This is a genomic window from Agromyces sp. Root1464, assembly GCF_001427265.1.
GTDB lineage: Bacteria > Actinomycetota > Actinomycetes > Actinomycetales > Microbacteriaceae > Agromyces > Agromyces fucosus.
Genome location: NZ_LMFU01000002.1, coordinates 1,867,595 through 1,891,343, shown reverse-complemented (window position 1 = coordinate 1,891,343; position 23,749 = coordinate 1,867,595). Strand labels below are relative to the sequence as shown.

Genomic DNA, 23,749 nt, shown 5'->3' with positions numbered 1-23,749 from the left:
CGACTATTCGGCAGGGGGCACGGCCGGCGGTGCGAGCGCGGCGATCTTCGCGAGCAGTGAAGCCCGCTCCTGCTCGTTGCCGGTGAGCCGCGCGGCGGCCTCGAGCTCGCTGCGCGCCTCGCTCGTGCGTCCGAGCCGGCGCAGCAGTTCGCCGCGCACCGCGGGCAGGGGAGCGTAGCCCGCGAGCCGTCCGTTCGCGACGAGCTCGTCGACGATGCGCAGCGCGCTCGCGGGTCCGGTCGACATCGCGACCGCGACGGCGCGGTTCAGGTCGACGACGGGCGACGGTGCGAGGCGCCCGAGCGCTTCGTAGAGCAGCACGATGCGGCCCCAGTCGGTGTCGTCGACGGATGCCGCGACCGCATGGCACTCGGCGATCGCCGCCTGCAGGCCGTACGCGCCGCGTCCGCGGCCGATGGCGTCGGCTCGGGCGAGTGCTGCCTGGCCGCGGCCGATCTGCGCGCGGTCCCAGCGGGATCGGTCCTGCTCGTCGAGCGGGATGGGCGTGCCGTCCCGCGCGGTGCGCGCCGCGAAGCGCGACGCGGTGAACTCCATGAGGGCGACGAGCGACTGCGCCTCGGGCTCGCGGGGCATGAGCCCCGCCACCATGCGGGTGAGCCTGAGGGCCTCGGCCGAGACATCCGGTCGCACCCATTCGTCGCCCGCCGCGGGCAGGTAGCCCTCGTTGAAGATCAGGTAGACCACCTGCAGCACCGAGGCGAGCCGGGCGGCGTACTCGTTCGGCTCGGGCACCTCGAACGGCACCTTCGCCGCGGCGAGCGTCTTCTTCGCCCGCACGATGCGCTGCTGCACGGTCGCGGTCGGCACGAGGAAGGCGCGGGCGATCTCCTCCGACCCGAGGCCGCCGACGATGCGCAGCGTCAGCGCGATCTGCGCTTCGCGAGAGAGCACGGGGTGGCACGACACGAAGATCAGTCGCAGGATGTCGTCGTCGATCGTGTCCGGATCCCAGAACGTGTCGGATGCCGCGGCAACGTCGTGCTCGAGATCATGGGCCATGGCGGCGTACCGTTCGTCGAGCCGCTCGCGACGACGCCAGCCGTCGATCGCCCGGCGCTTGGCGACCGCGGTCAGCCACGCGCCCGGGTTGTTCGGAACGCCCTCGACCGGCCACTGCCGGAGCGCCTCGACGAGCGCCTCCTGTGCGAGGTCCTCCGCCTGCCCCACGTCGCCGACGAAGCGCGTGAGGGTCGCGACGATGCGGGCCGACTCGATGCGCCAGACCGCGGCGACGGCCCGCCGGGCCCGGTCGGCGGCGGCGTCGCCTGCAGCGGCGTCCGCCGGCTCGACCGTGCCCGGGGCATCCGTCTCGGTCATGATGTCGACCTAGTTCGCGGTGCCGAGGCGACCCTCGGCCTCGGCGCGCCAGCCGGCCTCCTTCTGGATCCACTCGTTGTCCTGCGGGAAGTCCTCGAGCTCGGTGACGCGGCGCACCTCGAGCTTCGAGCCCGGTCCGAGGGGGCAGCGCTTGGCCCACTCGGCCGCCTCTTCGGGGCTCGCGGCCTGGATGATCCAGAAGCCGTTGAAGAGCTCCTTCGTCTCGCCGTAGGGGCCGTCGGTGACGACCGGGGGAGTCGAGTCGAAGTCGACGACGAAGCCCTCCTTCGCGTCGGTCAGCCCCTCGCCGCCGAGCAGCACGCCCGCCTTGATGAGCGACTCGTTGTAGGCGCCCATGGCGGCGATGACCTCGGTGAAGTCGAGGTTCTCATAGTCCTCGACGGCCTGGTCGTTCGAGCGCATGATCAGCATGTACTTCATGGTCGTTCTCTCCTTCGTGGGAGGGGGCCGAAGTGCCCGCCTCACTCTGGCGTCGAACGGGCGAAGGCTGGATCGACATCCGCCCGAGAATTTCTTTCCTCATGCTGTCATGGGCACGCGTCTTGCGTCATGGATACCCTAGGGGGGTATAGTGGAGGCGACCGACGAAAGGACCGAACCATGACGCTCGCACCAGAAGGCCGAACCGAGATCGACATCGACAGAGGCGGGTGCTCGTGCTGCGCGATCGACACGACGGCTGATGCCTCCGCTCCCGCCGAGACCGCCCTCGACGCCTCCCTCGTCGAGGCGACCTTCGGCGTCGCCGGCATGACGTGCGGCAGCTGCGTGGCCCACGTGACTCAGGAGCTCTCGGCCATCGACGGCGTCGACGGCGTCGAGGTCGCGCTCGTCAACGGCGGCGTCTCCGGCGTGACCGTGCGGAGCAGCGCTCCCATCTCCGATGCCGCGATCGCCGCGGCCGTCGAGGAGGCCGGGTACCGGGTGGCGGAGCGATGAGCGCGGGGTCGGGCACCCGGATCGGGGCCACCGCGCGCCGCCGTGGCGTCGCCAGGACCCTGCCCGCCGTCGCGCTCGGCGTCGCCGGGCTGCTCGCGCTCGCCGGCTGCGCCGCGAACGGCGGCGACAGCTCGGGCGATGGCCACGACGGCCACTCGATGACCGGAGCCGAGACCGAGGCGCCCGCGAACGCCGGCACCGCGGCCGACGTGATGTTCGCGCAGATGATGATCCCGCACCACGAGCAGGCGCTCGAGATGAGCGGCATCGTGCTCGCGAAAGACGGGCTCGACCCCGAGGTGGCCGCGCTCGCCGAGGAGATCCAGGCGGCGCAGGGTCCCGAGATCGCCCAGCTCGAAGCCTGGCTCGACGAATGGGATGCCCCGCGCGAGATGCCCGGCGGCGGCCACGAGATGAGCGGCATGCTGAGCGACGACGAGCTCACCGCGCTCGAGTCCGCCGACGCGGCCACCGCGTCGCGGCTGTTCCTCGAGCAGATGATCGAGCACCACGAGGGCGCGGTCGAGATGGCCGAGGAAGAGATCGCGAGCGGCTCGCACGAAGGTGCGATCGAGATGGCCGAGGCCATCGTCGCGACCCAGACGGCGGAGATCGAGCGGATGCAGGCTCTGCTCGAAGGGTGACCCGAAGGGCTACGGTCGAGGTGGGGGCCGGCGAGGCGGCGCGTCGATGCCGCCCCCCACCCGTGACCGACCGTGCTCGGAGGCCCCATGGAACGCAGTCATACCGACGGCGACGCGACACCCGCGGTCGACCGGATGATCGCAGGCGTGCCCGCCCTGGAGGCATCGTGACCGGGGGGCGTGCGCCCCAGATGCTGGGCGCGGTCGCTCGCTCTCCGTTTCCGCCGATCGCCTCCTTCGCGTTCCTCTCCGACTGCCACACCGGCGCCCTGGTCGCGCCCGACGGTGCGATCGGATGGCTCTGCCCGCCGCGATTCGACGCCCCGAGCGTCTTCGCAACCATCCTCGACCGGCAGGCCGGCTACTTCCGGTTCGGGCCGTTCGACGTCGACGCGCCCTCGGCACGCGCCTACGAGCCGGGCACCAACGTGCTCGTGACGACGTGGAAGACCCCGACCGGCTGGGCCGAGGTGCGCGACGCGCTCACGATCGTGCGGCGATCGGCTCCCGACACGACCACGCCGCATACGCGCGCTCCCGCCGACGACGACGCGGCGCACTGCCTCGTGCGCACCGTCACCTGCCTCGACGGGCACGTCGAGATGGAGCTGCTCTGCGAGCCGGTCTTCGATTACGGCCGTGTTGCGGCCGAGTGGGAGGCGAGCGACGAGCACGAAGCCACCGCGAGCGGCGGCGGGATGTCGCTGCGCCTCCGCTCCGACCTCCCGCTCGGCGTGCAGGGCAGTCACGTCCGCGCGCGGCACACGCTGCACGCCGGGGAACAGGCGTTCTGCTCGCTCTCATGGGCCGACGACCTCGCCGGACCGTCGACGTTCGAGGAGGCCGCAGCGGAGCTCGACTCGACGACGCGCTACTGGCGCGACTGGCTCGGCGACGCGACGATCCCCGACCACCCGTGGCGGGAGGCCCTCGAGCGCTCGGCGCTGACCATCAAGGGGCTTACCTACATGCCGACCGGGGCGACCGTCGCCGCGCTCACGACCTCGCTCCCCGAGACGCCGGGCGGCGAGCGCAACTGGGACTACCGCTACAACTGGATCCGCGACTCCTCGTTTACCGTGCAGGCACTGCACTACCTCGACCTCGACTGGGAGGCCGACGAGTTCGTCGAGTTCCTCTCGGGGCTCGAGGCCAACGACGACGGCTCGTTGCAGATCATGTACGGCATCGACGGGCGGCGCGACCTCACCGAGACGACGCTCGACCACCTCACGGGCTACCAGGGTGCCCGGCCGGTGCGCACGGGCAACGGCGCGTTCGCACAGCGCCAGAACGACCTGTACGGCGCCGTGCTCGATGCGATCCTCATGCACGCCCAGCACAGCCAGCGGGTGCCGCGTTCGCTCTGGCCGCTCGTCCGCTCGCAGGCGGACTGCGCGACGGCCGCCTGGCGCGAACCCGACCAGGGCATCTGGGAGGCCCGGGGAGCACCCCAGCACTACGTGTCGTCGAAGATCATGTGCTGGGTCGCCCTCGACCGTGCGTCGAAACTCGGCATCGTGGTTGGCGATGCCGAATCGGCGGCGCGGTGGCGCGGGGTGGCCGACGAGATCGCGGCCGACATCCTCGCCGAAGGCGTGAGCGAGCGGGGCGTGCTGCGCCAGCACTACGGCACCGATGCGCTCGATGCATCCGCTCTGCTCGCGGCCATCTACGGGTTCCTCGAGCCCGACGACGAGCGGCTGCGGGCGACCGTGCTCGCGATCGCCGACGAGCTCTCCGAAGACGGGTTCGCGCTGCGGTACCGGACCGAGGAGACCGATGACGGGCTGTCGGGGCGGGAGGGGACCTTCCTCATCTGCTCGTTCTGGCTCGTCTCGGCGCTCACCATCATCGGCGAGGGCGCCCGCGCCCGTGCGCTCATGGAGAAGCTGCTGCGCGTCGTCTCGCCGCTCGGCCTCCTCGCCGAGGAGCTCGACACCGCGACCGGGCAGCACCTCGGCAACTTCCCGCAGGCGTTCTCGCACCTCGCGCTCATCGAGGCGGCGCGGCGCATCATCATGATCGAGAAGCTGCTCGAGTTCGTCTGATGGTTTCGGTGGGCCGGGCCCGCATACGCTCCGGTCCCTGCGAATGATTGATCGAATCTACCGAAACCCCAGCGACACCGTACAGAGTGGTACCATATCTGGTACGACTTTGGAGGAACGATGGCTATCACGACAAGCGAAGCGCGACGCGATCTCTTCGGCCTGATCGAGCGCGTGAACCTCGATCAGACCGAGGTCGAGATCACATCGAAGCGGGGATCCGCGGTGCTCATGTCGAAGGACGAGTACGACTCCCTCGTCGAGACGAGCTACCTCCTGCGCTCCCCTGAGAACGCGCGGCGGCTCCTCAGCGCCATGGAGCAGGCCCGAGCCGGTGAGGTCGTCGAGCACGAACTCCTCGAATCTTGAGCGACCGGAAGCTGGCTTGGACTGCCGAGGGCTGGGAGGACTATCTCTACTGGCAGACGCAGGACCGTCGGACACTCAAGCGCATCAACACGATCATCGCCGACATCCTCCGAGACGACCCCTTCGAAGGCATCGGAAAACCCGAGCCGCTCAAGCATGCCCTCGCCGGAGCGTGGTCACGGCGAATCGACGAGGCCAACCGTCTCGTCTACATAGCCGATGAACGGTACGTCACGATCCTCCAAGCCCGCTATCACTACTGACTTCCCACCGCCTCTACTGCAATTTCAAGCGGCTCTGGTCGAGCATGGTCGAACACACTTCCTCGTAGCCGGCGATGGCCTCGATCAGCCCCGCCCGTCGGTCGTCGTTCTCAGCAATCAGGCGCTCCACGGCGCCGGATGATGGATCATCATCAAGTGAATCGAGCGTCTCCCGCAGCGTCGTGTTGTACGTGGTCATGGCGGATTGAAGCTCCGAGAAAGCCTGCTGCTCTTCCCCACCAGTTGCGTCTACAGAGCTGCCGAGCTCGTCAGCGGCTGACTCCAGTTTCGGTAGCTCGTACGCACGCGGTCTGCGTTGACCGATGCTTGATCCAGCAGTTTCGCGTACTTGTAGGTTGACTGGGCGACTTGGGCGCACCTGTCGGTGATGCTGCCTGTGCAGCCGGTCAGTGAGATGACGACAGCGGCCGAGGCGACGGCGACAATGGCGGGCTTCACGCATTCTCCGAGACGAAAGTGTCCAGCCAGATACCGGACCTTCCGGCACCGTACCTGAGGGCTCGCGCCCGCGGTGAGCGCTGGTGCCAACGCGCATCGCACTGTTAGGTTCACGGCGGAGGTGCGCATGCGCAGAAGACGGGGCTCGATGGCGGCCGGTGCGGCCCTGATTATCCTGGCCGCGGTGACCGGATGTTCGGGCGCGAGTGCGGACGCCGACGAGGCGACCGCGACGCCAGAGGCGACGGATGCCGCGGCGCAGGTCGTGTCCATCCCGATGCCCGAGTTCGCGCCGTGGCCCGCGGGAGACCCATTCACCGATGCCGATGTCGAGGCGGCGCGTGTCGCCGAGGCCGAGCGCGATTGGCAGGGAGTCATCGCACGGTTCCCCGATGCGGTGCGGCCCGAGGTCGCCTTCGAGTACGTGACCGAAGCGAATCGCGTCGACGTCAGACGGGCTTGTTTCGAGGCAGCCGGGCTTCCGATCGAGGAGGGGCGTTCCGGCACCCCTGACGGACCCGTCGTCAGTGTCAACGCCACGACGACCACGACCGTGCAGGAGGTCGCCGCGTACACGTGCCGGGTGGCGCATCCCGACAAGCGCACGTCGGGTCCGCCGAACGCCGAGCAGCTCGGCTGGATCTACGACTATCTCACCGAGTACTACGTGCCCTGCTTCGAGGCGAACGACATCGTCGTGCCTCCGGCACCGTTGCGCGACGAATTCGTGGCGAAGTGGCCGAACCAGGGCTGGTTCCCGTCCGTCGGCGACCACCCGATGGCGATGTATGCCGAGTGGAGCGCCGCGTTCTCCGAGGCGTGCATCGACTCCGACACGGCGATCATGACGGGACTCGTGGATCGGGAAGACGGATGACGCACGGCGTCGGCCCCGAATCGAGTCTGGCGTTCGAGCCGCCGCGGCGCGGCGCGGCATCGGGCGTCGACGACCTCCCGGACGAACCCCGCCGCTGGGGCATCGACTCCGGCGGCCCGCCGCAGGAGGCCTACAGCCGAGTCGGCAACACCGAGCGCTACCGACCGCTGCACGCGTTCGCCCTTGCCCTCGCCGATGACCTCGAGGCCGAGTTCGACGTCGAGCGCGACGACGAGCCGTCGCTCGATGCGTGGCTCACCGAGGGCGTCGAGGTCGTCAGCGCGGTCCGGCTGCGCCCGCGAGCGGATGACGCGGCGCCGATCACGATCGGCCTCACCCAGTTCCCCGGCCTCGTGATCGGATGCGGCGAGTTCACGCGGCTGCCGTCGCCGTTCTGCGGATGCGACGCGTGCGACGAGCATCTCGCCGACTCGGTCGCCTCGGTGCGCGAGCATGTCGACGCCGTCGTGTCGGGCGGCTTCGCCGAGGCATCCGGTGGCTGGGCGTCGTTCCGCACCGCGCGCGGGTCGAGCGAGGGCGGCGGCCCCGGCCCGTTCGGCCCGCGTCGCACCTGGGCGGCGTGGCCGCGCCGCCCACGAGTCACTGGCCACGTCGGCTGATTCACGCCGACCGGGTGTTCCTCGAGTTTCGCGCCGGCGATTGCGAGGAGATCGGCGATTGCGAGGAGTCTCCGCGCGAAAACCGTCCTCTGAATCGCCGATCTCCTCGCAATCGCGGCTCGGGTGCGGGCAGGGCGGGCCCTGCTGCTCTGGCGATGGCAGGGTGGGAGCCTGGCCGGCGAACGGATGCCTCAGCTCGCGCGGTCGAGCACCGCGCGGGTCGAGGCCTCGGGCCGCAGGTCGAGGCGGCGCAGCAACTGCGCGTTCGCCGCGACGATGACGGTCGAGAGGCTCATCAGGATCGCGCCGACCGACATCGGCAGCACGAACCCGATCGGGGCAAGGATGCCCGCAGCGAGTGGTACCGAGACGAGGTTGTACCCGGCCGCCCACCAGAGGTTCTGGCTCATCTTGCGGTAACTCGCCCGCGACAGCTCGATGACCGAGATCACCGAGCGAGGGTCGCTCGACGCGAGGATCACGCCGGCGGAGGCGATCGCGACATCCGTGCCCGCGCCGATGGCGATGCCGACGTTCGCCTGCGCGAGCGCCGGGGCGTCGTTGACGCCGTCGCCGACCATCGCGACCGAGAGCCCCTCGTGCTGCAGTTCCTGCACCTTCGCGGACTTGTCCTCGGGGCGCACGCCCGCGTAGACCCGATCGATGCCGAGCTGCGCGGCGACCGTGCGGGCCACCGGCTCGGCGTCACCCGTGATCATCACGACCTGCACCCCGAGGGCGTGGAGTGCGTCGACCGCCTCCTTCGACTCGGGGCGGATCTCGTCGGCCAGCGCGATGGCGCCGGCCACCTGGCCGTCGACGAGCACGTGCAGCACCGTCGAGCCGGCTTCGGCCCAGGCGACGGATGCCGCGAGCGGTTCGAGCCCGTCGCGCTGGAGCATGCCGGGGCCGCCGACCTGCACCGCCCGACCGTCGACCGTTGCACGGACGCCGATCGCGGCGGAGGCCTCGAAGTCCTGGGCAGCGCGCGTCGCGAGTCCACGGTGCGCGGCCTCCGCGACGATCGCCTTCGCGAGGGGGTGCTCGGAGTCGCCCTCGGCGGATGCCGCGAGCACGAGCACCTCATCGAGGTCGTGACCGGGTGCGGCCGCGGCATCCGTCACCGCCGGCTCGCCCTTCGTCAGCGTGCCCGTCTTGTCGAAGAGCACCGCGCCGACCGTGCGCATCGTCTCGAGCGCGAGGCGGTCGGTGACGAGCACGCCGCCCTTCGCCGCTCGTTCGGTCGCGATCGACACGACGAGCGGGATGGCGAGGCCGAGGGCGTGGGGGCAGGCGATCACGAGCACGGTGATCGTGCGGATCACGGCATCGTCGGGGTCGCCGAGCAGAGTCCAGGCGATCGCGGTGATCACCGCGGCGCCGAGCGCGAACCAGAAGAGCCAACCGGCCGCGCGGTCGGCGAGGCGCTGTGCACGGGAGGTCGAGGCCTGCGCCTGCGCGACGAGGCGCTGGATGCCGGCGAGCGCGGTGTCGTCGCCGACCGCGCCGACCCGGACGCGGATCGCGGTGTCGGTCGCGACGGTGCCGGCCACGACGTGTGCGCCGGGGCCGCGGGCGACCGTCGACGACTCGCCGGTGATCATCGACTCGTCCATCGCGGCGGTGCCGTCGACGACCTCGCCGTCTGCGGGCACGCGGCCGCCGGGGCGCACGATGACGAGGTCGCCGACCGTGAGCTCGGACGGGGAGACGGTCTCGGTCGATGGCGCGCCGCTCGCCCCCTCATGGGTCGAGCCGTTCGAGACCACTCGCTCGGCCTCGTCGGGCAGCAGGGCCGCGAGCGCGTCGAGCGCGCTTGACGCCTGCATGATCGAGCGCATCTCGATCCAGTGGCCGAGCAGCATGATCACGATGAGGAGCGCGAGCTCCCACCAGAAGTCGAGGTGGTGGCTGAGGAGGCCGAGGCTCGCGCCGAGCGATGCGAAGTACGCGACCGTGATGGCGAGGCCGATCAGCAGCATCATGCCGGGCTTGCGCGCCTTCAGCTCCGACCAGGCGCCGGTGAGGAACGGCTTGCCGCCCCAGAAGTACATGACGGTGCCGAGCACCGGCGAGATCCACGGGATCACGGGGTTGTCGGGCAGCGAGTAGCCGAGGATCGAGGCGAACATCGGGCTGAACGCGATCGTCGGCACGGCGATCACGAGCATGATCCAGAAGAGGCGGCGGAACTGCCCGACGTGGTCGCCGTGACCCCCGTGTCCGCCATGGCCGCCGTGCGTGCTCATGTCGTGACCGGCGTGCGGGTCGTGACCGGCATGCGTGCTCATGTCGTGACCGGCGTGCGGGTCGTGACCGGCATGCGTGCTCATGTCGTGACCCGCGTGCGGGTCGTGACTCGCGTGCAGGTCGACCCCGGAGGCCGCCTCGTGACCCATGTGGGCGTCGTGGTGGTCGTGACCGGCGTGACCGTCGTGGTCGGGCCGTTCGCCGTGCGTCGTGCTCATCGATCTTCCTCCGTCGTGCCGCTCGGTTCAGTCGAGCTTATACCCCTAGGGGGTATCTGTCACCAGGTGGAACATCCGTCAGCCGGAACTATTCCCGAGTCATGACGAACGCCTCCGACGGTAGCAGCGGATGCCGCGGGGTTCGCGGATCGAGAACAGGGGCGCGCGCGGCATCCGCATCGTGTTGTGATGTCGGCATGGACATCCTGATTCTCGGTGGAACGCAGTGGCTCGGCCGCGAACTCGCCAAGGAGGCGCTGCGGCGCGGGCACGCCGTCACCTCGCTCGCGAGAGGCGAGGCGGGGGCGGTGGCCGAGGGGTCGACATTCGTGGCGGCCGATCGCTCGAAGCCCGACGCCTGCGACGCCGTCACGGACCGCGAGTGGGACGCCGTCATCGACGTGACCCGGCAGCCGGGCTTCGCGCGCCGAGCGGCCGACGACCTGGCGCCGCACGCGGCCCATTGGACCTTTATCTCCTCCTGCAACGTCTATGCAGCGCAGAACGAGCCCGGCGCCGACGAGTCGGCCGAGCTCATGGCGCCGCTCGCGGCCGACGAGTCGACGGCCGAGACCTATGGCGAGGCGAAGTCCGCCATCGAGTCGGCATATCGTGACGCGCTCGGCGACCGGCTGCTCGTGATCCGCCCGGGTCTCATCGTCGGCCCCGGCGACGCCTCGGGTCGCGGCGGCTACTGGGTTGCGCGTGCTGCCCGGAGTGAGGAGCCCATGCTCGTCCCCGACATCCTCGACGACGCCGTGCAGGCGATCCACGTCGACGACCTCGTGACGTTCACGATCGATGCCGTCGAGCGCCGGCTCACCGGGGCGTTCAACGCGGTCGGCGAGCCCACGACGTTCGGCGACTGGCTCGAGCGCTCGCGCGCCCTCGCCGGACACGAGGGCGAGGTCGTCGCCGTCTCGCCCGCGTGGCTCGCCGAACAGGGGGTCGCCGAATGGTCGGGACCTGAGTCGCTTCCGCTCTGGATCATCGACCCCGAATGGAGGGCCTTCCTCGACCGGTCGAACGCCGCGGCGCTCGCGGCGGGTCTGCGCCTGCGGCCGCTCGACCAGCTGCTGCAGGAGATCCTCGAGTGGGAGCGCAGCGAGGGACTCGAGCGCGAGCGCGGCGCCGGGCTCAGCGCTGAACGCGAGCGCGAGCTGCTCGCGGCGCTCCGCGGCCCGTCGATCGAGTAGCGACACCGTCCGGTATCGCAGACACGAGTGGTGACGGATGCCTCGGCTCGCGACATCCGTCGTTGCTACCGTCTGACCATGGGAACCGCTGCGCTTCCGAACGATCCGCTCTGGCCTCGGGCCGGCGACTGGCCGTCGCTCGACGCGCTCGACCCGGGGGAGCGCGCCGATCTCGCCCTCGTCGGCGTGCCGGCGTTCAGCACCTCGCTCTCGCCGACCGGCGCGCACGCGACGCCCGCGGCCATTCGAGCGGCCCTGCGCCGCTACAGTCCGACGCTCATGGCCGACCGCGGGCACCGGAGCGGTGCGCGTTCGCTCGACGACCTCGTGATCGTCGATGCCGGCGACGTCGCCTCGCCCGACGGCCCCGAGGGCGAGGCGCGGGTACGGGCCGCGGTCGCGGCCGCGGCATCCCGTGCCGGCGCGGTGGTCGCGCTCGGCGGCGACAACTCCCTGACCTCGCCCGTCGCGCTCGGCGTCTGGGGCGATCGGCTCGCCACGGCCGGGCTCATCACGCTCGACGCGCACTACGACCTGCGCGACGGCGTGAGCAACGGCTCGCCCGTGCGCCGGCTGCTCGAAGCCGGCCTCGACGGCCGCCGCGTCGTGCAGATCGGCATCGCGGACTTCGTGAACTCCCGCGAGTACGCCGATCGCGCCCGCGACGCCGGCATCACGGTCGTGCACCGCGACGAGCTGCACCGCCGCCCGATGGACGACGTGTTCGCCGAGGCGCTCGAGATCGCGGGTGCCGGCGGCGGGCCGATCCACGTCGACCTCGACGTCGACGTGTGCGACCGCGCAGTGGCGCCGGGGTGCCCCGCTTCGGTGCCCGGCGGCATCTCGGCGTGGGAGCTGCGGCAGGCCGCGCGGGCGGCGGGAGCCGATCCGCGGGTGGAATCGATCGACCTCGCCGAGGTCGACGCCACGGCCGACGCCCCCGACGGCCGCACCGTTCGGCTCGCCGCGCTCTGCGTGCTGGAGGTCGCCGCGGGAATCGCCCTACGCTGACAGCGTGCCTCGATCGAGTCGCACACCTGAACACGGGAACGGAACCATGAAGACTCTCCTGCTGGTGCGGCATGCCAAATCGAGCTGGGGCGACCAGGCTCTCCCCGACCACGAGCGTCCCTTGAACCATCGGGGCCGGCGTGATGCGCCGAGGGTGGGCGAGCGACTGCGGGAGCGGGGCGTCGTTCCCGACGTGATCGTGACGAGCACTGCGGTGCGCGCCCGCTCGACGGCGGAGATCCTCGCCCGGGCGCTCGACGTCGACTCCGGCCGGATCGTGGAGGACGGCCGTCTCTACGGTGCCACTCCCGATGGCCTGCTCGAGGTCATCCGGGCCCACGACGACGAGGTGGACAGCCTCATGCTGGTCGGCCACAACCCCGAGATCGGCGATCTCGCATCGCGGCTCTCGGACGAGGTTCCCGAGATGCCGACCTGCGCCGTCGCCGAGTTCCGCTTCGACGTCGCCGACTGGGCGGAGGTCGGCGCCGCGACGCCGGTCGAGGTGCGGTTCGAGGCTCCTGCCCACGACCGGTGACGGCACTCCGTCCGGTGCAGCGAGGGCGGTGCTCGCCACGAGAGCCCCTCGCCGTCCATCGGCCTCGCCGGGGTCGATGCCACCGCGGATGCGCCAGAGGGGCGTACGGTACGACTGGCGGCACTCCGCGTGCTGGAGCCCGCCGCGGGCAGGCACTGCGCCGGCAGGCATGCGCGCGAACGGCCCGACGGAAGGACGCATCGTGAAGACCCTCGTGCTCATGCGACATGCGACCTCGAGCTGGGACTCGCCAGGCCTCGTCGATCACGATCGGCCGCTGAACGATCACGGCCGCGAAGACGCGCCCCGTATGGGCCGGCGACTCGTCGAACGGGGCATCGAGCCCGACGTGATCATCACGAGCACCGCCGAGCGCGCCAGGTCGACGGCCGCGCTGGTGGCAGGTCAACTCGGCACCCCCGCCCGGCGCATCATCGCCGACGAACGGCTCTACGCCGCGTCGGTCGACACGATGATGCGCGTCATCCGCTCGCTCGACGACCGGCTCGCGGTCGCGATGCTCGTCGGACACAATCCCGAGATGACCGAGCTCGCGACGCGCTTCTCGAAGACCGCCGAGGCCATGTCGACGGCGGCGATCGCCGTCTTCACCTTCGATGCGGCCTCGTGGGCCGATGTGCGCACGACGCCGAGCGCGGGCAGGGCCGCGGCGGCGCCGGTCGGCGTGACGTTCGACGCCCCCGACCGGTCGCACGACCGGAACCGGTGACAGCCGCCTCCTGCGTCGCTAGTGTCGATGCCAACGGGAGGGAGCGCCATGTCGTTCATCACCAGGGGATTCAGCGGGCGCAGCCGTGATCGCGACGATCGGCTTCCACCCGGCCAGACGCTCGTGCCCGATTTCCCGGTGCTGTCGGCGGGGCCGACGCCCGAGGTCGACACGGCGGAGTGGGAGTTCACGATCCGCACCGAGTCGGGCGTGCACCGGTGGAACTGGGACGAGTTCATGGCCCTCGCGATCGAGGACGTCGACACCGACATCCATTGCGTCACGCACTGGTCGAAGCTCGGCACGAACTGGCGCGGCGTCTCGCTCGACACCCTCTTCGAACAGGTCGAGACGGAGCGGGAGTTCGTCATGGCGCACAGCTACGGCGGCTACACGACCAACGTGCCCCTCGATGAGCTGCTCGGCGGCAAGGCATGGGTCGCGTTCGAGTTCGACGGCGAACCGCTCGAGCCCGAGCACGGCGGGCCGGCCCGGTTGCTCGTGCCGCACCTCTACTTCTGGAAGAGCGCGAAGTGGGTGCGCGGACTCCTGATGATGGACGAGGACGAGCCCGGATTCTGGGAGCAGAACGGCTACCACCTCCACGGGGATCCGTGGACCGAGGAGCGCTACTGGTGAGCGAGGCCGTCGCCCAGAGGCCGGAATCGAATGCCCCGTCGGCGGTGCCGCCAAGCGCCGCGCTGCGTGCGGTGCCCCGCTCGGGCTGGCACCTCGCGACCGTCGCGTCGACGCGCCGCGAGACCCCGAACGCGTCACGCCTCGAACTCGACGTCGACGGATGGCCCGGCAACGCCGCCGGACAGCATCTCGATGTGCGGCTCACCGCACCCGACGGCTACACGGCGACCCGCTCGTACTCGATTGCATCGTCGGGCACCGGCACCCGCGTCACCCTCGCGGTCGACAAGCTGCCCGACGGCGAGGTCTCGCCGTATCTCGTCGACGAGGTGCGCGCCGGGGACATGCTCGAGGTGCACGGACCGCTCGGCGCATTCTTCGTGTGGGCACCGGATGCCGCGGCAGCGGGCGACTCGGACGGCGACGACACCGGCGGCCCCGCGGCAGGTACCCGGCCCGTGCAGCTCATCGCCGGCGGGTCGGGCGTCGTGCCGCTCTTCGCGATGGCCGCGGCCCGGGATGCCGCGGGGGATCAGACGCCGTTCCGCCTGCTCTACTCGGTGCGGGGCCCCGACGACGTCTACTTCTCCGACGAGTTGCGACGGCTCGCCGAGGCATCCGCTCCGTTGCAGCTCGACCTCGTCTACACGCGCCGCGCACCCGACGGATGGCCGTCATCGCCGGCGCGCATCACCCGAGAGGCGCTCGAGGCGGCCGTGGTCCCGGCGGCCGAGCGGCCGCGGGTCTTCGTCTGCGGTTCGACCGGCTTCGTCGAGCGCGTCGCCGACTGGCTCGTCGACCTCGGTCACGATGCGCGATCGATCCGCACCGAGCGATACGGAGGCACCTGATGGAGCATGTCGACGGCAACGCCCTGGCGGGCCCGCTCGCGGAGTTCTTCAGCTTCGACGCGACCACGGCGACGGCGCGATGCAACGGGTGCGGCGCGATCGGCGAACTCGCGCGCGCGATGGTCTACCGCAGCGGCGCCGGCACCGTGGTGCGCTGCAGCAGCTGCGACCACGTGCTCGCCACCCTCGTCGAGACCGCCGGGCGCGCCTGGATCGGCCTCAGCGGCATCAGTGCGATCGAGGTGCCGCGGGGTGCACCCACGTCGTCGGGGTGACCATGTGGATCGGCTGGATCGAGTTCGACGTGCTGCTCGGCGACGTGCACTCGCTGAAGGGCAAGCGCGCCGTCATCCGGCCGATCATGGCCGAGTTGCGGCGCACGACCGAGGCGAGTGTGGCGGAGGTCGGCGAACAGGACCTGCATCGCCGCACGGTCATCGGACTCGGCGTGGTCGCATCCGCGCCCGGCCGGGTCGCCGAGACGCTCGACCGTGCTGAACGGCTCGTCGCCGATCGGCCGGAGGTCACGCTGCTCTCGGCCCGGCGTCGCCTGCATCGCAGCGACGACTGAGCCTCTGTTGCTGCCGTTGCTGCCGCCGCTGCCGCTGGCGATGCCGCGGCGGAGTGCGTGACAATCACTCGACCCCCGGGGTAGCGTGATCGGAGTGCTCGTTCGAGGGACGGGGGGTCTCATGAGCGCACGCAGTCATCGACCCGGTGGCGCGCGCTTCGCCGCCGCCGCCATCGGCGCTGTCATCGCGTTCCTGATCATGCCGATCGGCGCGGTCTGGGCCGACGAGGTCGAGCCGCCGCCGACCACGACGGAGGCGGCCGAACCCGCCGAGGAGGCTCCGACGGCATCGCCGGAGCCCGAGGACGGAGCTGGGGAGGCGGGTGAGCCCGGCGAGTCGGGTGAGCCCGGCGAGTCGGGTGAGCCGACCGACGCGGAGTCGCAACCGCCGGTGTCCGAGCCAGAACCAGCGCCCGGCGCTCCGACCGAACCGGCAGCGCCGGAGTCGTTCGACACGCTGGTTCCGGCACCGGGCGTGGCCCCGGCGCCGCAGGCGTTCACCGCAGACGTCGTGCCCTTCGCCGCACCCGTGCCGCCCGTCGTGGCATCCGACACGGCGCTGATCGCCTGGGTCGGCGCGAGCGAGCCGCCGACGAAGATCACCCTGCAGGCGGCGCTCACCGCGGTGCCCGAGGGCGGCACCGTCGGCGTCGTGCCCGGCGCCTATCGGTTCGCCAACCAGCTCGTCGTCGCCCGGAGCACGATCGTCACGGCTTCCGCCGACACCACGCTCTACGGCCGGTGGCTCGTGAACGCTGGCGGCCTCGCCGTCGACGGCATCACGCTCAGCGCGGCCGCCAACAGCCAGAGCGTCGTCACGCTCGGCGCCGCGGCAGCGGATGTCGCCCTGACCGACCTCGTCATCACGAACTCGTCCTCAGACGGCTCGACGCCGTTCACGGGCACGACCGGTATCAACCTCGCGGCGTCGCAGCGCACGCAGGTGATCCGGCCGGTGATCACCGACGTGGCCGTCGCACTCGCCCTCGCGACCTCGACCTCGGCCACCGTCGAAGACGCCGACGTCAGCTCGGTCGCGACCGGTGCGTCGATCACCGCGGCGAACGGGAACACCGGTCCGGTGTTCGACGGCGGCTCGTTCGACGTGACGGTGGCCGGCATCGCCCTCGGCGCCACCGGCGACCCGTCGATCTCCGGAGTCACGCTGACCGGCGCGGGTGTCGGAGTCGGCATCAACGTCAACAACGCGACCGCGCTGACGCTCGCGGACTCCTCGGTGACCGGGTTCGCCAGCGGCGTCGTGCTCGCCAATGCGAACGCCGGGGTCGGCCCGTCCATCACCGACACGGTGGTGGGCGCAACCGCCATGGGCGTGAACCTCGGCGCCTCCCAGGCGCCGCACCTCGACACCGTCACGGTGACCGGCACCGGCGCCGGGGGAACGACCTACGGCGTCCACCTGGCCAATTCCTCCGCGGCCCTCGTCGAGAGCCCCGTCGTCTCCGGCTTCGCGAGAGGGATCTACGCGACCGATGCGAGTGCCGTCGCCGGGCCGACCATCACGGGCGGAACGGTTGCCGCGAGCTCGATGGCGATCGGTCTCGGCGCGACGACCGGCGCGAGCGTCACGGCGACCGAACTCACGGGGCCCGGGGTGGGCACCACCTACGGGGTCAACGTGCTGGGCGCCTCCGGCGTGACGCTGACCGACCTCGTGGTCACCGGTTTCAACCGGGGGATCCAGGCCGCCCCCGCCAACGCGGGCACCGGGCTGCAGGTCACGGCGCCGACCATCGTGGTCGCGGGCGCGAAGTCCGTCGGCGTGGGCCTCGGCTCCATGCTCGATGCCGTCGTCGACGACGCGAACATCTCGGGCGACCGCGGGGCGGGTTCAGCGGGAATCGCACTCGGGCGGGCGCCCGCGGCCAGGGTGACGAATCCCGTGATCACCGGGGTGATCTGGGGCATCCAGCAGCAGCGGGCCACACTCACCGCCCCCATCGCCGGCCCGCAGATCACCGGTGCCCGCATCACCGACGTCGGAGCCGGCATCTACCTCGCGAACAGCACCGGCGCCGTCATCGGCGACACCGTGCTCGACATCGCCGGCGACGGGATCTCCGGCCATGAGAACACGAACGTCACGATCGTCGGGGCGCAGATCACGGGGCATCCGGCAGAGGCCGGTGAACTGCCCCAACAGGGCAGCAACGGCGTGCGCTTCTACTATTCGCACGACGTCTCGGTGAGCGACGTCGACGTCACGGGCGGTTCGACCGCCTTCTACTGGGACATGTCGTACGGCGTCACCGTCGAGGACTCCTCGGCCACCGACACGCAGTGGTGGGCGACCTACACCGAGTCGGTCACCGGGTACGTCGTGCGCGACAGCACCTTCGTGGACAACGCCGCGATCGGCAACCTCACGATCAACCCGTCGAACACTCCTCCGCTCGATCTCGTGCAGGTCTCGAGCGACGTGCTCTTCACGAACAACACCTTCACCGACAACCCGAAGGGGCTCTACCTGCCGCTGGGGGCTCGCGACATCACCCTCGACGACAACACGTTCACGGGCACCGCCGAGTACGTCGTGCTGGCCGCGCCGGTGCACGAGCTCGAGATCACCGGCAACGACATCTCCTTCGAACCGGCCTCCGCCAGGGCCGAGGCGATCGCGGTGCGGCCGCTCTACGAAGACCTCGAGAACCCCGGCTCGGCCTCGTCATCGGGCATCAGCGTGACCGGGAACGAGTTCACCGGATCCGGCCCGTTCCTCGGCGTCGGTTCTCCGCCGCCGCTCCTCGGCGATCCGGTCCGGCTCGGCGACCCGATCCCGGTCGATGAGGAGTTGGCCGGCCCACCCGCCGACGACATGCCGGGCATCGACGGTGGAACGCCGCCGCCCGACCCGGAGTTCGCACTGCTCGGCCGCTCGATCGTCCCGTTCGCGATGGTCGGCCCGGTCGAGGAGCGCCGCAGCGTCAGCGACACGATCCACGTGGCGCTCAACGTGTTCCCGAAGGACTCGATCGCGATCGTCACGCACCCGAACGCCGAGGTGGGCGAGGATTCCGACCCGACGAACGACATGATCGACGGCGAGGTCGCGGTCGATGCCCGTGAGGAGACCGAGGACGGGCAGAACGACTGGGGCTCGCCGTGCGGTCCCCGAGTCGAGGCGACCGGCTACGACGGAGGCGGCGCCTTCATCCTCGAGGTGCGCACGACCCAGGTGCTCTACCCCGAGTTCTGCGGCCCGGTGCCGCCAGAGCCGCCGGCCCCGGGTCCGGTCCCGGGTCCGGTCGCGGGTGGTGGCTCCGGCGCCGGCCTCGCAGCATCCGGGTGGGATCCGGCGCCAGGGGTGCTCCTGGCCGTCCTCATGGCGGTCGCGGGCACCGCGGCGATCGCCGCGCGCCGGTTGCGCCGACGCGCCGTTCGCGCGCGGGTGCTGATCCCGACACGCGAGGCGGCTCCGCAGGGCCGGCCGCGACCGCCCGGTGCCGACCCCAGGCGGTGACCTCAGGCGACGACCGCGCCGTCCTTCCAGACGCGTGAGATGAGCGGCACCCCGGGCCGGTAGGCGAGGTGCACGTGGCTCGGCGCCGAGAGCTCGACGAGGTCGGCGCGCATGCCGGGGCGGATCGCACCGACATCCGTTCGCCGCAGCGCGAGGGCGCCGCCGGCGGTCGACGCCCAGACCGCCTCGGCCGGGGTCATGCCCATGTCGCGCACGGCGACGGCGATGCAGAACGGCAGTGAGCTCGTGAAGCTCGAGCCCGGGTTGCAGTCGCTCGCGAGGGCGACCGTGACGCCGGCCTCGATGAGTCGTCGTGCATCGGGGTAGGGCTGCCGCGTCGAGAACTCGACGCCCGGCAGCAGGGTCGCCACGGTATCGGATGACGCGAGCGCCGCGACATCCGCATCGCTCAAGTAGGTGCAGTGGTCGACCGACGCGGCGCCGAGTTCGACCGCGAGCTGGACGCCCGGCCCTTCGCCGAGCTGGTTGCCGTGCACCCGAACGCCGAGTCCGGCAGCCGCCCCGGCCTCGAGCACGCGTCGCGACTGCTCGGCGGTGAAGGCGCCGCGCTCGCAGAAGGCGTCGACCCAGCGCGAGTACGGGGCGCACGCGTCGAGCATCTCGCCCACGACGAGGTCGACGTACGCCTCGGCGGCGCGATCGGCGTCGCCGCCGAACGCAGGGTCCTCGCGGAACTCGAACGGCACGACGTGCGCGCCGAGGAACGTCACCTCGGAGGTGACCTCGTGGGCGAGCCGTACGAGCCGTTCCTCGTCAGCGACCGAGAGGCCGTAGCCCGACTTGATCTCGAAGGTCGTCGTGCCCTGCGCGTGCAGCTCGGCGACGAATCCGGCGAGCCGCGCTCGCAGCTCGTCGTCGCTCGCGGCTCGCGTCGCCGCAACCGTCGAGCGGATGCCGCCGGCTTCGTACCGCTGCCCGGCCATGCGGGCGGCGAACTCCGCCGCGCGGTCGCCGCCGAAGACGAGGTGCGAATGGCTGTCGACGAAGCCGGGGATGACGGCCCGGCCGCCGGCGTCGACGACCTCGACGTCGGCGTCCCACAGCGAGCGGTGCTCGTCGCCGTCGCGCCGGTCTTCGCGTTCGACCCGGTGACCGAGGCGCTCGTCGGCGTGCGTGGCGGTGCCGACCCACGCGATGCGTCCGTCTTCGACGAGCACGGCGGCGTCACGCACGATGCCGAGGTGTCCGGCCTCGCGGTCGGGCGAGGGGTCGTTCGTGACGAGCTCGCCGATGCCGGTCAGCAGCATGCGCCCCGCGGCGCCCCCGTCGCTCATGCCTCGAGCATAGGCACGCGCAGGCCGCGCTCGCGAGCGACCTCGACCGCTCGGTCGTACCCGGCGTCGACGTGGCGCATGACCCCGGTGCCAGGGTCGTTCACGAGCACGCGCGCGATCTTCTCGGCGGCGAGCTCGGTGCCGTCGGCGACGATGACCTGTCCGGCGTGGATCGAACGCCCGATGCCGACGCCGCCGCCGTGGTGGATCGAGACCCACGTCGCCCCCGACGCCGTGTTCAGCAGGGCGTTCAGGAGCGGCCAGTCGGCGATCGCGTCGGAGCCGTCGGCCATGGACTCGGTCTCGCGGTACGGGCTCGCGACGGATCCCGAGTCGAGGTGGTCGCGACCGATCACGACCGGGGCGCTGAGTTCGCCCGAGGCGACCATCTCGTTGAACTTCAGCCCGGCGAGGTGACGCTCCTGATAGCCGAGCCAGCAGATGCGCGCCGGCAGGCCCTCGAAGTGCACCTTCTCACCGGCCTGGGTGATCCAGCGGCGGAGGTGCTCGTCGTCGGGGAAGAGCTCGAGGATGGCCCTGTCGGTCGCGGCGATGTCGGCGGGGTCGCCCGAGAGCGCCGCCCAGCGGAACGGTCCCTTGCCCTCGGCGAAGAGGGGCCGGATGTAGGCGGGCACGAAGCCGGGGAACTCGAAGGCACGGTCGTACCCGCCGAGCTCTGCTTCGCGGCGGATCGAGTTGCCGTAGTCGAAGACCTCGGCACCGGCGTCCTGGAATCCCACCATCGCTGCCACCTGCTTGGCCATGCTGCCTCGCGCACGATCGGTGAACCCCTCGGGGTCGCGCTCGGCCTCGGCGCGCCAGTCCTCGAATGCGACGCCGACCGGCAGGTACGCGAGCGGGTCGTGGGCGCTCGTCTGGTCGGTCACGATGTCGACCTGCAGCTCTCCGGCGCGGTGGCGCAGGAGCAGGTCGCCGAAGATCAGGGCGGCATTGCCGACGACGCCCACCGACAGGGCCTCGCCAGCCGCCTTCGCGGCGGTGACGCGCGTGATGGCCGCCTCCAGGTCGGTGGTGTACTCGTCGAGGTAGCCGTGCTCGACGCGGCGGGCGAGCCGCGTCTCGTCGACGTCGACGATGAGCACCGCCCCGCCGTTCATGGTGACGGCGAGCGGCTGCGCGCCGCCCATGCCGCCGCAGCCGCCCGTGAGGGTCAGCGTGCCGGCGAGAGTGCCGTCGAACGATGCGCGCGCGATCGCGCCGAAGGTCTCGTACGTGCCCTGCAGGATGCCCTGCGTGCCGATGTAGATCCACGAGCCGGCCGTCATCTGGCCGTACATCGTGAGGCCCTGCTGCTCGAGCTTGCGGAACTCGGGCCACGTCGCCCAATCGCCCACGAGGTTCGAGTTGGCGATGAGCACGCGGGGCGCCCACTCGTGCGTGCGGAACACGCCGACGGGCTTGCCCGATTGCACGAGCAGCGTCTCATCGGACTCGAGGCCTTCGAGCGTGCGCACGATCGCGTCGAAGGACTCCCAGTTGCGGGCGGCCTTGCCCGTGCCGCCGTAGACGATGAGGTCCTCTGGCCGCTCGGCGACCTCGGGGTCGAGGTTGTTCATGAGCATGCGCAGCGGCGCCTCGGTCTGCCAGCTCTTGGCGGTGAGCTCGGTGCCGCGGGCGGCCCGAACCGTGCGGGGGCCGGCGGGGGCTGCGATGGGTGCGTCGGTCATGCTCCGATGCTCGCGCACCGCGCGGTCGCCGACAACGGATGTCGCGGGCGTGCCGTCTGGGATACCAGACGAGTGCGGGCGCGCCCGACGAACAGTTGCGGGTCGAGCCTGTCGGAACCCGGTTCCGGGAGAGCCTCAGCCGAGCTGGATGCCGCGGGCCGCCATGAACGGCACGGCGTCGACGGCGGTGCCGTCGAGTCGCACCTCGAAGTGCAGGTGGCAGCCGGTCGACGCGCCGGTGCTGCCGACGGCCCCGATGAGCTGACCCGCAGCAACCGCGTCACCGGGACTGACGAGGATGCCGCCGTCGGAGAGGTGCGCGTACCCGGTCTGCACTCCCGCGCCGTGCTCGAGCAGGATCCAGTTGCCGTAGCTGCCGTTCGCACGGGCTTCGACGACGATGCCGCCGGTCGCGGCGAAGACGGGCGAGCCGCAGCTCGCCGCGACATCCGTGCCGCGGTGGAAGTCGTTCACGCCGGCGAGGGGCTTGTTCGGCCGGGGGCCGAATCCGTCGGTCTGGTTTCCGGAGACCGGGGGGGCCCAGCCCTGCTCGCTCAGCTGCCCGGCATCGCGCGGGAGCGAATCGATCAGCGAGACGCTCGTCGAAGCCACGCGCGTGCGCAGGCCGGAGAGGTCGGAACGAGCGGATGCCACGGCGCGCTCGGCTGCGGCCACCGCAGCCTGTGCCGCCTCGACCGGCACCGCGTCGACCGCGGCCCACGCCTCGGCGGCGCGCTCCTCTGCGACGTCGGCTTCCGCCGAGCGCTTCTCGGCGATCTTCTGCAGCTTCTCGGCGTCGCCGGTGATCTGGTCGACTCGGGCCACCCCGCCGAGGCCGGCGAGCAGGTCTTTGCCGGAGCCGAAGGCCGCGGCCATGGACGTGAGCGAGCTGTCGCCGCCGCGCGAGGCGGCGAAGGCGGCCGCGCCGGCTGCATCGGCGTCGGCGCGGGCCTCGACGGCCTGCTCCTGCAGTTGCGTCGCCAGTGCCCGGGCCTCGATGCGCGTCGACTGCGCGGCGTCGAACTCCGCCTCAGCGGTGCGGAGTGCTGCGGTCGCCCGATCGAGGGCGGTGCGGGCGCCGAGCAGCGAACTGAGCTGCGGGTCGCTGCCGCTCGAGATGCGCGCGTACGGGCCGCTGCCGACGAGCAGCGAGGCGCCGGGGCTCGCGACCGGGGCGGAGGGGGCCGGCGGCTGCGCCGGAGTCCCCGTCGTCGGCGGCGGCGTCGTGGCCGGCGGGTCGGTGGGCGTCGGGGTGGGAGTGGGCGTCGGGGTCGGCTCGGGGGTCGGCGTCGGCGTGGGCGTCTCGGTCGGCGTCGGCGTCGGCGTCGGTTCGGGCGTCGGCTCCGGGGTCGGCTCGGAAGTGGGTTCGGGTGTCGGCTCCGGTGTGGGTTCGGGCGCCGGTTCGGTCGCCTCCCCGGTCGTGTCGGCCGTCGTGTCGGTGGTGTCGGCGGTGGTCTCCGAGGTCGTCGCCGCCGTCTCGGTCGCGACGATCTCCTCTGCCGATGCCGTGGTGATGCCGGAGATGCCCAGCACGACGACGGCTGCCGCGGCGGCCAGGGCGAGCCCATCGGGGCGAGCGCGACGCACTCGGGACGGGTGGTGCAGGCCGGGCACTCGTTGCATCATCGACATAGGGTTCCGTTCAGACGCCGGCTTCGGGGGCCGACATCTCCCTCAGTCTCTCAGCGCAGGCAGGTCGA

At 71.4% G+C, this 23,749-nt stretch carries 23 protein-coding genes; 16 read left to right on the top strand and 7 right to left on the bottom strand.

The annotated features are described in order from the left end of the window. Positions 1-3: 3 nt before the first annotated feature. On the bottom strand, positions 4-1,338 hold the full coding sequence (locus tag ASD23_RS14320; protein ID WP_056011911.1) for an RNA polymerase sigma factor: 1,335 nt from the start codon (positions 1,336-1,338) through the stop codon (positions 4-6). Between the two features lie 9 nt (positions 1,339-1,347). After that, positions 1,348-1,779, bottom strand: coding sequence for a YciI family protein (locus ASD23_RS14315; RefSeq protein ID WP_056011908.1), 432 nt, complete (start codon positions 1,777-1,779; stop codon positions 1,348-1,350). Between the two features lie 180 nt (positions 1,780-1,959). On the opposite strand from ASD23_RS14315, the gene ASD23_RS14310 reads away from it, so the two are divergent. The 5 genes from ASD23_RS14310 to ASD23_RS14290 all read left to right on the top strand — a co-directional run bounded on the left by ASD23_RS14310 (position 1,960) and on the right by ASD23_RS14290 (position 5,625). Then, positions 1,960-2,298, top strand: coding sequence for a heavy-metal-associated domain-containing protein (locus tag ASD23_RS14310; protein ID WP_082571468.1), 339 nt, complete (start codon positions 1,960-1,962; stop codon positions 2,296-2,298). Then, the gene (locus ASD23_RS14305; protein WP_082571467.1) at positions 2,295-2,942 is read left to right on the top strand and encodes a DUF305 domain-containing protein; all 648 of its coding nucleotides are present in this window, start codon (positions 2,295-2,297) and stop codon (positions 2,940-2,942) included. The genes ASD23_RS14310 and ASD23_RS14305 overlap by 4 nt, the downstream gene beginning before the upstream one ends. Before the next feature lie 167 nt (positions 2,943-3,109). Further along, positions 3,110-4,993 (top strand): glycoside hydrolase family 15 protein, encoded by a 1,884-nt coding sequence (locus ASD23_RS14300; protein ID WP_235507745.1) that lies wholly within the window; start codon positions 3,110-3,112, stop codon positions 4,991-4,993. 120 nt (positions 4,994-5,113) lie between these two features. Further along, positions 5,114-5,362, top strand: coding sequence for a type II toxin-antitoxin system Phd/YefM family antitoxin (locus ASD23_RS14295; RefSeq protein ID WP_056011901.1), 249 nt, complete (start codon positions 5,114-5,116; stop codon positions 5,360-5,362). Next, on the top strand, positions 5,359-5,625 hold the full coding sequence (locus ASD23_RS14290) for a Txe/YoeB family addiction module toxin (RefSeq protein ID WP_056011898.1): 267 nt from the start codon (positions 5,359-5,361) through the stop codon (positions 5,623-5,625). The genes ASD23_RS14295 and ASD23_RS14290 overlap by 4 nt, the downstream gene beginning before the upstream one ends. A gap of 13 nt (positions 5,626-5,638) precedes the next feature. Here the strand turns inward: ASD23_RS14290 and ASD23_RS14285 are convergent, their stop codons facing one another. After that, the gene (locus ASD23_RS14285; protein WP_056011895.1) at positions 5,639-5,824 is read right to left on the bottom strand and encodes a hypothetical protein; all 186 of its coding nucleotides are present in this window, start codon (positions 5,822-5,824) and stop codon (positions 5,639-5,641) included. 387 nt (positions 5,825-6,211) lie between these two features. On the opposite strand from ASD23_RS14285, the gene ASD23_RS14280 reads away from it, so the two are divergent. Next, positions 6,212-6,961, top strand: coding sequence for a hypothetical protein (locus ASD23_RS14280; protein ID WP_157377104.1), 750 nt, complete (start codon positions 6,212-6,214; stop codon positions 6,959-6,961). After that, a complete protein-coding gene (locus ASD23_RS14275; RefSeq protein ID WP_056011889.1) occupies positions 6,958-7,581 on the top strand; it encodes a DUF6226 family protein in 624 nt (207 codons plus the stop codon). The genes ASD23_RS14280 and ASD23_RS14275 overlap by 4 nt, the downstream gene beginning before the upstream one ends. 191 nt (positions 7,582-7,772) lie before the next feature. Here ASD23_RS14275 and ASD23_RS14270 read toward each other — a convergent pair whose 3' ends face one another. After that, entirely contained in the window at positions 7,773-10,049 is a 2,277-nt protein-coding gene (locus tag ASD23_RS14270; RefSeq protein ID WP_082571466.1) for a heavy metal translocating P-type ATPase, read from the bottom strand. Positions 10,050-10,246: 197 nt separating this feature from the next. On the opposite strand from ASD23_RS14270, the gene ASD23_RS14265 reads away from it, so the two are divergent. From ASD23_RS14265 to ASD23_RS14225, 9 genes are all read left to right on the top strand, one after another. After that, positions 10,247-11,245, top strand: a complete 999-nt coding sequence (locus tag ASD23_RS14265; protein ID WP_056011886.1) for an NAD-dependent epimerase/dehydratase family protein — start codon at positions 10,247-10,249, stop codon at positions 11,243-11,245. A 78-nt stretch (positions 11,246-11,323) separates the two neighbouring features. Next, positions 11,324-12,256: an arginase family protein gene (locus tag ASD23_RS14260; protein WP_056013300.1), complete on the top strand. Its 933-nt coding sequence runs from the start codon at positions 11,324-11,326 to the stop codon at positions 12,254-12,256. Positions 12,257-12,302: 46 nt separating this feature from the next. Continuing rightward, positions 12,303-12,794 (top strand): SixA phosphatase family protein, encoded by a 492-nt coding sequence (locus ASD23_RS14255; RefSeq protein ID WP_056011883.1) that lies wholly within the window; start codon positions 12,303-12,305, stop codon positions 12,792-12,794. Between the two features lie 202 nt (positions 12,795-12,996). After that, positions 12,997-13,524 (top strand): SixA phosphatase family protein, encoded by a 528-nt coding sequence (locus tag ASD23_RS14250; RefSeq protein WP_082571570.1) that lies wholly within the window; start codon positions 12,997-12,999, stop codon positions 13,522-13,524. 48 nt (positions 13,525-13,572) lie between these two features. Beyond that, positions 13,573-14,163, top strand: coding sequence for a sulfite oxidase-like oxidoreductase (locus ASD23_RS14245; protein WP_056011880.1), 591 nt, complete (start codon positions 13,573-13,575; stop codon positions 14,161-14,163). Next, a complete protein-coding gene (locus ASD23_RS14240) occupies positions 14,160-15,014 on the top strand; it encodes an FAD-binding oxidoreductase (RefSeq protein ID WP_327019805.1) in 855 nt (284 codons plus the stop codon). Before ASD23_RS14245 ends, ASD23_RS14240 begins: the two co-directional genes overlap by 4 nt. Continuing rightward, entirely contained in the window at positions 15,014-15,289 is a 276-nt protein-coding gene (locus ASD23_RS14235) for a DUF6510 family protein (protein ID WP_056011876.1), read from the top strand. The genes ASD23_RS14240 and ASD23_RS14235 overlap by 1 nt, the downstream gene beginning before the upstream one ends. A gap of 2 nt (positions 15,290-15,291) precedes the next feature. Continuing rightward, a complete protein-coding gene (locus tag ASD23_RS14230; protein ID WP_056013295.1) occupies positions 15,292-15,585 on the top strand; it encodes a DUF503 domain-containing protein in 294 nt (97 codons plus the stop codon). Positions 15,586-15,706: 121 nt separating this feature from the next. Further along, a complete protein-coding gene (locus ASD23_RS14225; RefSeq protein ID WP_056011873.1) occupies positions 15,707-19,066 on the top strand; it encodes a NosD domain-containing protein in 3,360 nt (1,119 codons plus the stop codon). 2 nt (positions 19,067-19,068) lie between these two features. On the opposite strand, the gene hutI is transcribed toward ASD23_RS14225, so the two are convergent. The 3 genes from hutI to ASD23_RS14210 form a co-directional block, all read right to left on the bottom strand. Continuing rightward, positions 19,069-20,361, bottom strand: a complete 1,293-nt coding sequence (gene hutI / locus ASD23_RS14220) for an imidazolonepropionase (RefSeq protein ID WP_235507744.1) — start codon at positions 20,359-20,361, stop codon at positions 19,069-19,071. Next, positions 20,358-22,049, bottom strand: a complete 1,692-nt coding sequence (gene hutU / locus ASD23_RS14215) for a urocanate hydratase (protein WP_056011870.1) — start codon at positions 22,047-22,049, stop codon at positions 20,358-20,360. Before hutU ends, hutI begins: the two co-directional genes overlap by 4 nt. Before the next feature lie 135 nt (positions 22,050-22,184). After that, positions 22,185-23,675, bottom strand: a complete 1,491-nt coding sequence (locus tag ASD23_RS14210) for a M23 family metallopeptidase (protein WP_157377103.1) — start codon at positions 23,673-23,675, stop codon at positions 22,185-22,187. Positions 23,676-23,749: the final 74 nt, after the last annotated feature.